Source organism: Bradyrhizobium sp., from assembly GCF_035701725.1.
GTDB lineage: Bacteria > Pseudomonadota > Alphaproteobacteria > Rhizobiales > Xanthobacteraceae > Bradyrhizobium.
On sequence record NZ_DASSRP010000345.1, the window covers coordinates 1 to 12,931 of the forward strand.

Sequence of the window (12,931 nt, forward strand, 5' to 3'; positions counted from 1 at the left end):
TCGATCAGCACCACGCGGCGTCCGGCGATGAGGTGTTGCCGGTCGGGCGCGACCTTGAAAGCGCCCTGCACGTTGCTGGCCCGCTGTGGCCGTGACAGGCCGATTTGCTGTTCGGTAGGGCGGACCCGGCGCAGCGCCTCGGCTGCGACTTTGACGCCTGTCTGCCGCTCGATGGTGCGCGCCAGCGCGCCGGACTGGTTGTAACGGCGGCTCCATCCGCGCCGCCAATGCAGCGGGACCGGAACGAGCGCATCCGCCTCATTGAGCAGTTCGCGGCCGGCCCGTGCCATCCAGCGGCCCATGGCCGGGGCCAGATCGGTGCGATCCTGGTATTTCAAGGCATGCACCAGCGTCCGCGCCACGTCGTCATAGCGCACGGCGGCGCGCGCCCGCGCATAGGCGGGCGGATTGGCGATCGCCTCCATCGAGAGCATCTCGGGTCCGGGATCGTAGACAAAGGGAATGCCGAGCCGGGGACAGAATGGCGGGGCGATAAACGACAATTTGGCCCAGCAGCTCGCGCACACGCCCTCGCCTTCGACCGGCTCGCGGCAGGCCACGCACAGTGTCGGCAGCGCGATGTCGAGCGCCAGTCTTGATGCGTGCGACCATACGCTGCGGCAGGCGTTGAGCGCATGGTGGAAGTGGGCGGAGATGAAGCGGGAGGGCTCGGCGTCCATGATGGCTGAAGGCTATCGTCGGGACCGCTGACGCTCAAGCGGCAAGAGCAAGTCCGGTGCAGCGCGAACAGTCGGCGGCGATCTTGCCAAAGCCGATCGTCGTCGCCAGCTTTAGTTCGCCGTCCCCGCTTTGATCTGACCGCGAAGCGCATCCCCATGCTTCAAGTTCTATTCCCTCAGCCCTACCAAATCGAAGTTTCCAGGCTTCGCCAGCAACTCGAGGAGGCACATCTCGCCTGGGTGGCGGACTGGAAACTGCGACAGGCAGAGTTCAAAATCGAAAATATCCGCTTCCGCCACGATCCGCTTTGGAACAAGCGGATCTTCAGTCTTCAAGCCGCCCGCGACGGCGACATCTGGTTCTGGCGCGCCACCCGCGTCATCTTGGGCTGGGGCGTGGCCTCGATCTAGCCGCGTGCGGCCCGCACGCGCGAGCCCGGCTGATAGGCCAGCCGGCTGTGGCCGGCGCAATAGGGCAGGCCGTTCAGCGGCTGGTTGCCGCAAAAACAAAAACCCTCTTCGCCCGGACTATTGATCGGCCAGCGGCACTTTTGCTCGCTCAGTTCGAACAACGAACAGTGCTGTTCGCTGAGGATCATTGGCTCACTTTCTTCCGCCGCGGGCGTCTCCGCAAACAGTTTGCGCAGAATCCGGTACTGCAATCTGGGCACCGAGCGCGAGCGGGCTGACTTCGCATTCTCTCGGCGGACCATCGGTTTCTTGTCGCGGGTCAGGTTGAGGCGCGAAAGCTTGCCGATCACGGCGTTGCGGCTCACCCCGATTTCACTGGCGATCTGACTGCAGGAAAGCCCGGCTGCAAAATGGTTCTTGAGAAGTTCGACGCGCTCGGTGGTCCAGGTGTTGTCGGGCATTTGAAAGTCCAAAAAGCATGAGCCGTCACATCGGCTCCCCCAAGGCCTCCCAGTCGCCGATCCGTCTCGTATGCCGCGCTTAAGGGCTTTTGCCGTTGTCGCGGATCGAAAGCAGCCCGTCCTTGATGGCGAGACGAATTCCCTCCTCGATCAGGGTCCTCGCAACGCCAGGTACGCTTGTCCCGTGGGTTCCCTGTCTGACCAGTTTTTCAAGGTAAGTGATGGTCGAAAGGGCCAAGGTGACTGGAACCCGGTCGGTTTCGGCTTTTTCTGTGGCCATGAAAAACGCTAGCCCTTAACTGAGGTACTTAAAAGTAACTTTTAAGAGTCTATTAAGGCCTAAAACAGCTCGGATTGCGAGTCCAAAAGCAGGGGCGTACCAACCGCCATGAGCTCGAATCCGGACCTCCCACCCCGTTTGTTTGACCGCGCCCTGCTGGGCGAGCGCCTCCAGCGCGCGCAAAGGCTGGGACCCGCGACCTTTCTGCTCGACCGCGCCGCCGAGGACCTGGCTGACCGGCTCAACGCGGTGTTGCGCGACTTCAAAAGTGTGGCCGAGCTCGGGACGCCCGGCGAACAGGTCGCCCGAATTCTGTCGGAGCGCTTCGATCGCTATGCGCGGATCGATCTGCCGGCGCGGGAAACCGAGCCGCTGGCGCTTGAAGCACAATCGCTCGATCTCGTGATGTCGCTGCTCGCATTCCAATTCGTGAACGACCTGCCCGGCGTGCTGGCGCAAATCCGGCGTGCGCTGCGTCCTGACGGATTACTGATCGCGGCCATGATCGGCGGCGAAACGCTCACCGAATTGCGACAGTCGTTTGCATCGGCTGAAGCCGAGCTGGAAGGCGGGATATCGCCGCGCGTGGTGCCATTCGCGGATTTGCGCGACATCGGCGCGCTCTTGCAGCGCGCCGGTCTCGCGCTTCCGGTCACTGACGTCGACCGCATCGTGGTGCGTTACGACAATGCGTTCGGCCTGATGCATGACTTGCGGCGCATGGGCGCGACCAACATCCTGATCGAACGGCGGCGGATGCCGACACGCCGTTCCACGATGTTGCGAATGGCCGAAACCTACCAGGAACGCTTCGCCGATCCCGACGGCCGCATTCGCGCCACCTTCGATATCATCTGGCTGTCAGGCTGGGCGCCGCATGAAAGCCAGCCCAAGCCGCTCAAGCCGGGGTCGGCGAAAGCGAGCCTTGAAGAAGCGGTAAAGAAGGCGAAGGGGTGATCCGCGGATCTTCGTCATTCCGGACGGCGCCAACGGGTCGCGCGAATGCGCGCCCAATGACAGGCTCCGCGGCGATCCGGAATCTCGAGATTCCGGGTCTGGTGCTTACGCACCACCCGGAATGACTCCGTCACATCAACAGATCCATCAGATGCGGGATCAGGGGAATGTCCGCCGGCGGCATCTCGTAGTCGCGCAGCTTGTTGACGCGGACCCAGGCGAGGTTTTGACCCTCGCGGGCCATCACCTGGCCTTCCCAGCGCCGGCAAATGTAGAGCGGCATCAACAGGTGGAAATCATCATAAGCGTGGCTCGCAAAGGTGAGCGGCGCAAGGCAGGCCTCCTTCACGTCAATGCCGATTTCCTCGTGCAGCTCGCGAATGAGCGTTGCTTCCGGCCGCTCGCCCGGCTCGACCTTGCCACCCGGAAATTCCCAGAGGCCCGCCATCGACTTGCCTTGCGGCCGCTGCGCGAGCAGCACGCGCTTGTCCGGATCGACGAGCGCGCAGGCGACGACAAGGGTAAGTTTGAAATCGGCCATGTTTGCTCCGCCCGAAGCGGATCTCAACCATGTCCGCGGGGCGGGCGCAACGTATCTTTGCTGTGCGCGCTAGCAGGACTTGGCCTGCAAATGCTGGACGCAGGTGCAGGTAATGTTCGAGGGGTTGAGCGTGCTGCCGTATTTGACGTCGTAATACGCCGGACCGTTCGAATTGGTTGGGCTGTTGGTCGAACAGCGCGGAAATATCCAATAGGCATCGGCTAGCGTCACGGTGCCGTTGATCGTGCCGGGGAGCGTCGAACCGAGATTGGGCGTATAGGCGTAGCTGACCTCGCTCACAATGAACGAAACCTGGTCGTTCTCGTTGTTGGGATTATTCGCGTTGCCCACCGTTCCGTTGAGCGATGCGGGCACGCTCAAGGCGCCATAAGGTGCGTTTGCGCCGATGCTCGTCCGTCCCGGTCCGAACGTCGATCCGTTATACGACTGGCTCCATTGAAGGGTCAGGTTGCCGGAGCTATCGCTGGAGATTTCGGACACCGTGACAGTCATCAGCGAAGTGCCGCCGCTGATGGTCGGATAGGGTGCAATGATCGCCGTCGCACCCGTCAGAATGTTCTGCATCGAGCTCGTGCTGAGCGCGGTATTCTGTGTCACCATATCGCCGACCGAGTGTGCGGTCGCGCTGACCTTGACGTTGATCGCCATTCCGTCAGCGAGTTCGACGCCGCCGATGTACAGCACCAGCATGAACGGCACGACGATCGCGAATTCGGTCGCTGCCACGGCCTCGGCATCGTTCCAAAATTTTCTGATGGGAAATGAGAGTCTCGTCATAGGTTGATACCCCTTAAGGAGCGGCCGGCTCGTTCTGGAATGCGGCGGACGCCATGAGCATCCGCGTGCCGTTGGCTTGATTGGCCAGATTGAAGGCGATCGGCCCGAAGAAAACCGGCCAAAGATACATCACACGGACCACGACAATGTCGCCGGCATTTCCGGGATTGAATTGCCAGGTATTGTTGACGTTGCCGCTGCTGTCATAGGTCAAGGTCGGCATGCTTGTATTGGCCGAAGACCAGTTGCTGGCGACCTGCACGTCGACCATCAAGGTCGCATCGCATTTGAAAAGCATGGCGCCATAACCGCAGACGGTATTCTTGAATGCGGTCTGGGCGTTGGTCGCGCTCATGCCCGCATCCTGCGTCTGCGTCTGCCCGGTCAGAATCTGCCGGGCCGCCTGCCGCACGGTGTTTTCGAGCATCGCCTGCGCAAAGAAAATCAGAAACGTCTGGACGAGGGCGGCGACGAGGGCAAGAAATGGCGCGGCGACAAGCGCGAACTCGACCGCCGTGGCGCCCTTGCTATCCCCGATAAACGCGCCGAACCGATGGCGTCGTTTTCCTGCTGCGATATCCATTTCGGCCATGACGCCCTCTTACTGGGTGAGGCTGGCGGTGCTCGACGCGACCTTGATGAACAGGTCGCTCAGCGCCTTTGTGATATCGCCGCCGGTTGCCACGTTTTTATAGAAGCCGGGCGAGGCGCACGATTGCAGATTTTGTGCGATCTTGCCGGTGTCCGGCGCAGGCTCGTCGTACGTGTCGACCCAGCTCATGTACCAGCTGTCCGTAATGTTCGCACTGGGGCCCATGTTTTTGAGCTGCAGATATTCCGTGTAGAGGATTGCGATCTTGATGCCCCGGGCCTTGATGGTCGCGCACACGGACGTGTCGAGCGGCTGCTGGCAGCGCTTGCTGCCGGCGAGACTCGCATTGGGGCAAGCCGAAGCGCCCGAGACGATCTTGTCCTCGACGCCGTCGGTGACAAGGAAAATCACCTCCTGCGGCGTATCGCCGGCCGAATTGCTGCCAAGGCCGGGGGCCGACAAGCTGCTGTTGATGCTGGTGAGCGCGCCGGCAATATCGGTGCCATAGTCAGTGTTGCAGGCCCCGGAAACGACGCAGTTCTGGTGGTCGACTGGCATCAGGGAAATGTTGCTGATCTTGGTTCCGGCGGTCGTCGGCGTGGTCAGGGTCGCCAGCGTGTGCAGGGTGACGTCGAACGTATAGAGCGCCGCCTGGTAGGTGGTATTGTTCATGACCGACATGCACTGCATGACGCCGGTCTTGATGCTCTGATCCGGACAAGCCGAATATGCGACGAACAACTGGGTGAGCGCGTTCTTCAGGAGATCGATCCGCAGGGTGACGCCTTTTTGCTGCGCGATCGTCAGGTTGTCCACACTTGAGGAGTTGGCACCGCTGTCAAGGTTGGGGTGCGTTTCGTGGCAGGCGAATCCGCAACTTTTCGAGGGGGTTGGCTGGTTTGCGGTGTAGGTGATCAGATTGTTGATATCGGCCAAGCTCGCGCCGATGCCCATCGACGGCGAGTCGTCCAAGAGAAAATACCAATTGATGTTGGGCGCTGCCGCCGCCTGCGATGTCGCCGAGCCGCTGATCGGCCACGACACCTTATTCGCGCCGTTCCCCAGAATAGTGGGAAAATTGTTGAGGGATGCGGCATTATACGAAACCGTCACGGTGCGCTGAAGTCCGTTATCGACGACGTTGATCGTCGGTGTCGGCGCCGGTGTCGCGGCCAAACCGGGAATGCTGTTCGCCCTCGACATGAAGATGGCGTTGGCAGTCGCAGCGGCCACCGAGTCGCTCTGCATCAGCATCGCGGGCCTGACGGCGGCGATAGCTGCGGCGTCGGCAGCGGCGTCCAACTGCTCCTTCTTGCGCAATGCCTGGGTGAAATCGAGCGTCATGCCCAGCAAGAAGACGAGCGGAACCAGCATGATCGCAAAAATGACGGCGACGTTGGCCTTGCGGTCGCTGGCAAAGCGGTAAAACCAGGTGCGGAGCATAACCTTCATCCCAATCGCCTTAGGTCCGGCAGAGGCAATTCCCAAGGATTTCAGCCGTTGAGGACGGTAGAAGACAGGATCGAGCCTCCTCCGTTCGTGGCCTGGAACTTTGAAGATTGGCTGTTAAGCAATGCTTACGCCGACCGCGTGAACACAAGGTGCTCAAAAGTCGGCCGGATCAGATCGAGCCGGATCGTTAACCGGCTCTAAATGCGGCTGGTAAAATTCGAGTAATTGGCCGGGCCCCGCTTGCGATCGAGCCGAACGATGGCGCGCAAGCGTACGTCGTGGTTCACGCCGAGCCTGTCATCGGGCGCGCATTTGCGCGACCCCCGGCGTGCTCCGAAATCACAGAGAGGCTTATGAGCGATAGTCGCCGTTGATCGCGACATATTCCTTGGTGAGGTCACAGGTCAGGACCCGGTCGCGGCCTTTGCCGAGGCCGAGCGCCACCTTGATCTGGATCTTCGGCTGCTTCATCGCGTTCGACACTTCCGCCTCATCATAGGATGGATCGCGCGCGCCGCGTTGCGCGACGCGGATGCCGTTGAACGAGATCGAAAGCTTGTCGCGGTTGGCCGGTTCGCCCGCCTTGCCGACGGCCATCACCACGCGTCCCCAATTGGCGTCCTCACCCGCGATCGCGGTCTTGACCAGCGGCGAGTTGGCGATCGACATCGCGATCCTGCGCGCGGAAGCCTTCGACACCGCGCCCTCGACGATGATTTCGACCAGCTTGCGGGCGCCTTCGCCGTCGCGCGCCACCTGTTCGGCGAGGTCGGCAAGCACGGCGTGAAACGCCTTGGTAAACGCCTTCAGGCGCGGATCGGAAGGCCGGCTGATCTTGGGGGCGCCACGGGCGGCGGCCGTGCCGGTCGCAAAAGCGAGCAGCGTGTCCGAGGTCGAGGTGTCGCCGTCGATGGTGACGGCATTGAACGTATCCTCGACGCCGGTCTTCAGCAGCGACTGCAACGCGCTCGCCGAGATCGGTGCATCGGTAAAGATGAAGGAAAGCATCGTTGCCATGTCGGGCGCGATCATGCCGGCGCCCTTGGCCATGCCGTTGATCGTGACCTTGGCTTTGCCGAGCTTCACCGTCGCCGTAGCAACCTTCGGAAAAGTGTCGGTGGTCATGATCGCACGCGCGGCGTCCATCCAGCCCTCGGGTGCGGTCTTGGCCGCCAGATCGCCCAGCACGCCATCGAACTTAGTGGCATCGAGCGGTTCGCCGATCACACCGGTCGACGCGAGATAAATGTCGCTCGCTTGGCAGCCGACGGCTTTCGCGGCAATCGAGGCCGTCAGCGCCGTCGATTGGCGTCCGGTCTTGCCGGTGAAGGCATTGGCATTGCCGGAATTGACGACCAGCGCGCGCGCCTGGCCGCGGCCTAGTTTCGCGCGGCACCATTCGACCGGCGCCGACGGGCACTTCGAGCGGGTAAAAACGCCGGCGACCGTCGTCCCCTTGTCCAGGATCGCCAGCAGCACGTCGGTGCGACCCTTGTAGCGGATGCCGGCCGCCGCGGTCGCGAGCTTTACGCCCGAAATCGCGGGCATCTCGGGGACATCGGTCGGGGCGAGGGGAGAAACGGTGGAGGACATGAGGCTTCCGGCGGGAGGAAATAGGGAAGCGCTCTGTATCACCTTCGCTGGCAGGAAGGGAGAGGGTGCGTTCACCGCACCCTGTCATTCCGGGATGATGTGTGAGCACCAGAACCGGAAGCTCGAGATTCCGGGTTCGATGCTCACGCATCGCCCCGGAATGACTTCGTCACTTCTTCGCGGGCGCCATTTTGGAGTCGGCCGGCTTGGCGGCGTCGGGCGCAGGCGTATTGGAGGCCTGGTCCATGCGCTCGACCTTGGCGCCTTCGCGCAGCTTGGCCACGTACTCGGCCTGCGCCTTGCGGGTCACATAGGTCTCGATCTGGGGTTTGACCTGGGCGAAGTCGGGCGCCTGGCGGTTGCGCTTTTCCTCGACCTTAATGATGTGCCACCCGAATTGCGACTTCACCGGGTCGGAGATCTTGCCCGGCTCGAGCGCAAACGCGACGGCGGAGAATTCCGGCACCATCTGATCCTTGGTGAAGAAGCCGAGATCGCCGCCATCGGCCGCGCCCGGGTCCTTCGATTTCTTCTTGGCCAGCTCGGCAAAGTCGGCGCCTTTCTTCAGCTCGGCCTCGATCGCCTTGGCTTCGTCCTCGGTCTCGACAAGGATGTGCCGTGCGTGCACTTCCTGTTCGCCCGCGATCTGCTTGGCGGCCTCGTCATAAACTTTCTTCATGGCGTCATCGGTGGTCGCGGCCTTGCCTTCGGCCGCGAGCAGATTGTCCATCAGCAGGCGGTTACGGGCGAAGGCCAGCCGCGCCTTGAAGTCCGGCCGATCTTCGATCTTCTTGTCTTCCGCGGCCTTGGCGACGATCTTCATATCGATCAGGAACGCAAGGACGTTTTCCTTCTTGGTCGCAGGGTCCATCTGCGCGAGGCTCGGCCCAAGCTCTTCCTCGGCGAGCGAGACGTCGCTCTGACGGATTTCAGCGCCGTTGACCTTGGCGAGCACGGGGTTGTCGTCAGCGCGGAGCGGCAGGCTCGCGAACAGAGCAATCGCAAGTACACTCGCTGCGGTAGCAAAGCGGACGGGCGCACCACGTTTCGCGTCTGAAGTCGTCATGGAAAATCCTTATCTCGAAAGCCGTCTGGCTGTTGCGGCAGGGCCATTTTCTTGCGGGGTCAAGATCTCTTCGGAAAACCGGTTTTCGCCTTTCCGGACCATCCCCTAAAGCCGCGCGACACTCGCCCAATCGCGCCGCCTTGGCAACGCGAAAAGTCTGTCAAAATGATGAAATCGAGGAAAGGGTGGGTCGGCGCCAGGGGGCTTGGGCGGCTCGCCACGGACCTCGGGGAAGAGCCATTACCAGTGGCGATTGTGGACACTTATCAGCATCATCTCGTCACGGCCTGACGACCCCCGAATGACCCAGGCGCTATCTTCCTAAGGTCCGGGGATCGCGGGCTTTGGCGGCGTTGACAAGCCTTTGGGCCAGCCATATCTCTGCCCGACCTGAGTCAATGGCGATAGCGTTCATTTTCCAGCGCTTTGGCCGTTGAACCCCGGACTGCCGAACTCCCACTTATTCGACGGACGAACCCGGTGAGGGCCGGACCTTCGCGCGTCACGATGAGTTGATAGGCAGTCCCATCCGGCGGGCGGCCTCGCGGCAGCTTTGCCGAAGCTAGAACAGGAAGTTGGCATGATCGGCGCGCTCGCCCGCAAGTTTTTCGGTTCCGCAAACGATCGCCGGGTCAAGGGATATCAATCCCGTGTGGATGCCATCAACGCACTCGAGCCCGAGGTCGCCGCGCTTTCCGACGAGGCGCTGAAAGCGCGCACCGCGGAATTCCGCAAACAGCTCGCCGAGGGCAAGACGCTCGACGACATCCTGGTCCCGGCCTTCGCCACGGTGCGCGAGGCCGCCAAGCGCACGCTCGGCCAGCGCCATTTCGACGTTCAGTTGATCGGCGGCATGGTGCTGCACGAGGGCGATATCGCCGAAATGAAAACCGGCGAAGGCAAGACGCTGGTGGCGACGCTGGCGGTCTATCTCAACGCGCTCGCCGGCAAGGGCGTCCACGTCGTCACCGTCAACGACTACCTCGCCCGCCGCGACTCCGCCTGGATGGGACAGATCTATTCCTTCCTCGGCCTGACCACGGGCGTGATCGTCCACGGTCTCGACGATGCCGAGCGCAAGGAAGCCTATGCCTGCGACATCACCTACGGCACCAACAACGAATACGGCTTCGATTATCTGCGCGACAACATGAAGTACCGGCTCGAGGACATGGTCCAGCGCGGGCACTTCTATGCCATCGTCGACGAAGTCGACTCGATCCTGATCGACGAGGCGCGCACGCCGCTGATCATCTCCGGTCCGCTCGATGACCGTTCGGATTTCTACAACACCATCGACACATTCTTTCCCAAGCTCGACAAAACCGATTACGACGTCGACGAGAAGCAGCGCACGGTGACGCTGACCGAAGCCGGCATGGAGAAGCTCGAAACCCTGCTGCGCGACGCCGGACAGCTCAAGGGCGAGTCGCTCTACGACGTCGAGAACGTCTCGGTCGTTCACCACGTCAACCAGGCGCTGCGCGCCCACACGCTGTTCACCCGCGACAAGGATTACATCGTTCGTGACGGCGAGGTCGTCATCATCGACGAGTTCACGGGACGCATGATGCCCGGCCGGCGCTATTCGGAAGGCCTGCACCAGGCGCTGGAAGCAAAAGAGCATCAGCCGGTTCAGCCGGAAAACCAGACGCTGGCTTCGATCACCTTCCAGAACTATTTCCGGATGTACGAGAAGCTGTCCGGCATGACCGGCACCGCGGCCACCGAGGCCGACGAACTGTTCGACATCTACAAGCTCGATGTGGTGGAAATTCCGACCAACCTTGCAGTCGCCCGTCTCGACGAAGACGACGAGGTCTACCGCACCCAGAACGAAAAGTACGCCGCGATCCTCTCCGAGATCGAGCGCGCGAATGCGCGGCTGCAGCCGGTGCTGGTCGGCACCGCGTCGATCGAGAAGTCCGAAGTGCTGGCCGAATACCTCAAGAAGAACGGCTACAAGCAGATCGACTTCGGCAACGAAAAGGCGATGGACAAGCTTTATGCGGCGGCGCGCGCCGGCAAGCCGGCGAAACTGTTCGCGGTCTTGAACGCGCGCTTCCACGAGCAGGAAGCTTACATCGTGGCAGAAGCCGGCGTTCCCGGCGCCATCACGATCGCCACCAACATGGCCGGCCGCGGCACCGACATCAAGCTCGGTGGCTCGCTCGACATGCGCATCCAGCACGAGACGGCGGGGATTGCCGACGAAGCCGAGCGCAAGGCCAAGATTGAACAGATCAAGGCCGACGTCGAACGCTTCCGCGACATCGTGCTGAAGGCCGAAGAAACCATCGAGATCGAACCGGCAAAAGGTTCGAAGCCGGCCAAGACCGTGACCAAGCCGGGCGGCCTCTACATCATCGGCTCCGAGCGCCACGAGTCCCGCCGCATCGACAACCAGCTCCGCGGCCGTTCCGGCCGTCAGGGCGACCCCGGCCGCTCGAAATTCTTCCTGTCGCTGGAAGACGATCTGATGCGGATTTTCGGCTCCGACCGGCTCGACAGCATGCTGACGCGGCTCGGCCTGAAGGAGGGTGAGGCGATCATTCATCCTTGGATCAACAAGGCGCTCGAAAAAGCCCAGCAAAAGGTCGAAGCCCGCAACTTCGACATCCGCAAGAACCTCTTGAAGTTCGACAACGTCCAGAACGACCAGCGCAAGGTGATCTTCGATCAACGCGTCGATCTGATGAAGGACGAAAGCGTCGCCGAGACGGTCACCGACATGCGCCATGCCTTCGTCGAGGACGTCGTCACCAAGCACGTGCCGGAACATGCCTATGCCGAGCAGTGGGACACCGCCGGCCTCAAGGAAGAACTCAAGCGCGTGCTCGATGTCGACCTGCCGGTCGACCAATGGGCCAAGGAAGAAGGCATCGCCGACGAAGAGCTGTTGACCCGGATCGAGAACCATGTCGACCAGCACATGGCGGCGAAGGTGGCCCAGTGGGGCCCGGACGTTATGCGCTACGTCGAAAAGACGATCCTGCTCCAGACCCTCGACCATCTCTGGCGCGAGCATCTCGTGATGCTCGACCATCTGCGCCAGGTGATCGGCCTGCGCGGCTACGGCCAGCGCGATCCGTTGCAGGAGTACAAGTCCGAAGCGTTCAGCCTGTTCGAGTCCATGATCGCGCACCTGCGCGAGGCGGTGACGGCGCAATTGATGCGCGTCGAAATTGTGCCGCCCGAAAATCAGCAGCCGGAACTGCCGGCAATGGAAGCGCACAAGGTCGATCCTAATACTGGCGAAGACGAAATGGCCTTTGCCAACGCCTCGCTGGTGCCGACGGCGACCGCCAACCGTGATCCGAAGAACCCGGCGACGTGGGGCAAGGTCGGCCGCAATGAGGATTGTCCGTGCGGCTCGGGCAAGAAGTACAAGCACTGCCACGGCAAATATGCTTAGCAAGCAACTTCAATGAGTTAGACGTTTCGAGTGCTCATAACTCGGCTATTTTTGTCTAACACTTGAAATGCTTTCATTCCGCCCGGTGCTTGCTGATCTTCAGAGGCATCACGAATGGACGGCGCTCGCTATCTGGAAGATGGCAGGCTGACAATTTTCAAACGCGATGGCGTTTTCTACGCACGCATCCGGCTTACACGTAAGCGCTATGTTTGGCGCTCGCTCAAGACAAGCGATGAAGCTACGGCGGTTCGAGCGGGTCGGAAGCTGCTGTTCCAAATAGAACACAGAGCTGATGCTGGACTGCCCGCAAAATCAAAAACGTTTAACGCTGTCATCGATGACTATGTGCGCTTTCGCGAGCGAGATCATCAGCACGGCAAAACGTCAGCTGGCATGCTGCGGCAGGTTGTTCGCGTAGCGACGTTCTGGCGTGAGTACGCTGGGCATCTGGCTATTGATGCCGTCGATGACAGGGTGATGAGAGAGTTCATTCCGTGGCGCCGTGACTATTATTCCAAATTCAAAAAATTGCCCAAGAATGCAAAGCTGCATCCGACTGACAAGACGCTTCAGTGGGAAATGATGCTGGGCAAAGCTGTTGTCAAATGGGCTGCCGAACAGGGGCTTCGTGGAAATAAGCCGCCCATCAGCGTAACCTTTACGCCAAAGAAGAAGCGGGTTC

The 12,931-nt window shown here is 61.3% G+C and carries 13 protein-coding genes; 4 read left to right on the plus strand and 9 right to left on the minus strand.

All coding sequences use genetic code 11. From position 1 onward, the window contains the following. Positions 1–680, minus strand: a 680-nt coding sequence (locus VFL62_RS20675) for a ComF family protein (RefSeq protein ID WP_325174243.1), incomplete at its 3' end; no start/stop codon positions are given. 156 nt (positions 681–836) lie between these two features. Here VFL62_RS20675 and VFL62_RS20680 point away from each other — a divergent pair. Then, entirely contained in the window at positions 837–1,091 is a 255-nt protein-coding gene (locus VFL62_RS20680; protein ID WP_325174244.1) for a hypothetical protein, read from the plus strand. On the opposite strand, the gene VFL62_RS20685 is transcribed toward VFL62_RS20680, so the two are convergent. Next, positions 1,088–1,552 carry a GcrA family cell cycle regulator gene (locus VFL62_RS20685; protein ID WP_325174245.1) on the minus strand — a complete coding sequence of 155 codons (465 nt, stop codon included), beginning with the start codon at positions 1,550–1,552 and terminating at the stop codon, positions 1,088–1,090. The genes VFL62_RS20680 and VFL62_RS20685 overlap by 4 nt on opposite strands. Before the next feature lie 79 nt (positions 1,553–1,631). After that, the gene (locus tag VFL62_RS20690; protein ID WP_325174246.1) at positions 1,632–1,832 is read right to left on the minus strand and encodes a hypothetical protein; all 201 of its coding nucleotides are present in this window, start codon (positions 1,830–1,832) and stop codon (positions 1,632–1,634) included. 108 nt (positions 1,833–1,940) lie between these two features. On the opposite strand from VFL62_RS20690, the gene VFL62_RS20695 reads away from it, so the two are divergent. Further along, on the plus strand, positions 1,941–2,789 hold the full coding sequence (locus tag VFL62_RS20695; protein WP_325174247.1) for a methyltransferase domain-containing protein: 849 nt from the start codon (positions 1,941–1,943) through the stop codon (positions 2,787–2,789). A 130-nt stretch (positions 2,790–2,919) separates the two neighbouring features. On the opposite strand, the gene mutT is transcribed toward VFL62_RS20695, so the two are convergent. The 6 genes from mutT to VFL62_RS20725 form a co-directional block, all read right to left on the minus strand. Then, positions 2,920–3,330 (minus strand): 8-oxo-dGTP diphosphatase MutT, encoded by a 411-nt coding sequence (mutT, locus tag VFL62_RS20700; protein WP_325174248.1) that lies wholly within the window; start codon positions 3,328–3,330, stop codon positions 2,920–2,922. 69 nt (positions 3,331–3,399) lie between these two features. Then, positions 3,400–4,128: a TadE/TadG family type IV pilus assembly protein gene (locus tag VFL62_RS20705; protein ID WP_325174249.1), complete on the minus strand. Its 729-nt coding sequence runs from the start codon at positions 4,126–4,128 to the stop codon at positions 3,400–3,402. Positions 4,129–4,141: 13 nt separating this feature from the next. Beyond that, entirely contained in the window at positions 4,142–4,720 is a 579-nt protein-coding gene (locus VFL62_RS20710; RefSeq protein ID WP_414644794.1) for a TadE/TadG family type IV pilus assembly protein, read from the minus strand. A gap of 9 nt (positions 4,721–4,729) precedes the next feature. After that, on the minus strand, positions 4,730–6,163 hold the full coding sequence (locus VFL62_RS20715) for a TadE/TadG family type IV pilus assembly protein (protein ID WP_325174250.1): 1,434 nt from the start codon (positions 6,161–6,163) through the stop codon (positions 4,730–4,732). A gap of 360 nt (positions 6,164–6,523) precedes the next feature. After that, entirely contained in the window at positions 6,524–7,765 is a 1,242-nt protein-coding gene (gene argJ, locus VFL62_RS20720) for a bifunctional glutamate N-acetyltransferase/amino-acid acetyltransferase ArgJ (RefSeq protein WP_325174251.1), read from the minus strand. Positions 7,766–7,934: 169 nt separating this feature from the next. Then, complete coding sequence (locus tag VFL62_RS20725) at positions 7,935–8,831, minus strand: peptidylprolyl isomerase (protein ID WP_325174252.1); 897 nt, start codon at positions 8,829–8,831, stop codon at positions 7,935–7,937. A gap of 580 nt (positions 8,832–9,411) precedes the next feature. Between VFL62_RS20725 and secA the strand changes: the two genes are divergently transcribed. Together secA and VFL62_RS20735 are read left to right on the plus strand one after the other, a co-directional pair. After that, the gene (gene secA, locus VFL62_RS20730; RefSeq protein WP_325174253.1) at positions 9,412–12,246 is read left to right on the plus strand and encodes a preprotein translocase subunit SecA; all 2,835 of its coding nucleotides are present in this window, start codon (positions 9,412–9,414) and stop codon (positions 12,244–12,246) included. Between the two features lie 114 nt (positions 12,247–12,360). Beyond that, positions 12,361–12,931 (plus strand): hypothetical protein (locus VFL62_RS20735; protein WP_325174254.1); only part of this gene is annotated, 571 nt, incomplete at its 3' end.

Bases quoted from the DNA above. Each gene is read 5' to 3' on its own strand.
- VFL62_RS20680 (WP_325174244.1), top strand. From the start codon at position 837: ATGCTTCAAGTTCTATTCCCTCAGCCCTACCAAATCGAAGTTTCCAGG.
- VFL62_RS20685 (WP_325174245.1), bottom strand. From the start codon at position 1,552: ATGCCCGACAACACCTGGACCACCGAGCGCGTCGAACTTCTCAAGAAC.
- VFL62_RS20690 (WP_325174246.1), bottom strand. From the start codon at position 1,832: ATGGCCACAGAAAAAGCCGAAACCGACCGGGTTCCAGTCACCTTGGCC.
- VFL62_RS20695 (WP_325174247.1), top strand. From the start codon at position 1,941: ATGAGCTCGAATCCGGACCTCCCACCCCGTTTGTTTGACCGCGCCCTG.
- mutT (WP_325174248.1), bottom strand. From the start codon at position 3,330: ATGGCCGATTTCAAACTTACCCTTGTCGTCGCCTGCGCGCTCGTCGAT.
- VFL62_RS20705 (WP_325174249.1), bottom strand. From the start codon at position 4,128: ATGACGAGACTCTCATTTCCCATCAGAAAATTTTGGAACGATGCCGAG.
- VFL62_RS20710 (WP_414644794.1), bottom strand. From the start codon at position 4,720: ATGGCCGAAATGGATATCGCAGCAGGAAAACGACGCCATCGGTTCGGC.
- VFL62_RS20715 (WP_325174250.1), bottom strand. From the start codon at position 6,163: ATGCTCCGCACCTGGTTTTACCGCTTTGCCAGCGACCGCAAGGCCAAC.
- argJ (WP_325174251.1), bottom strand. From the start codon at position 7,765: ATGTCCTCCACCGTTTCTCCCCTCGCCCCGACCGATGTCCCCGAGATG.
- VFL62_RS20725 (WP_325174252.1), bottom strand. From the start codon at position 8,831: ATGACGACTTCAGACGCGAAACGTGGTGCGCCCGTCCGCTTTGCTACC.
- secA (WP_325174253.1), top strand. From the start codon at position 9,412: ATGATCGGCGCGCTCGCCCGCAAGTTTTTCGGTTCCGCAAACGATCGC.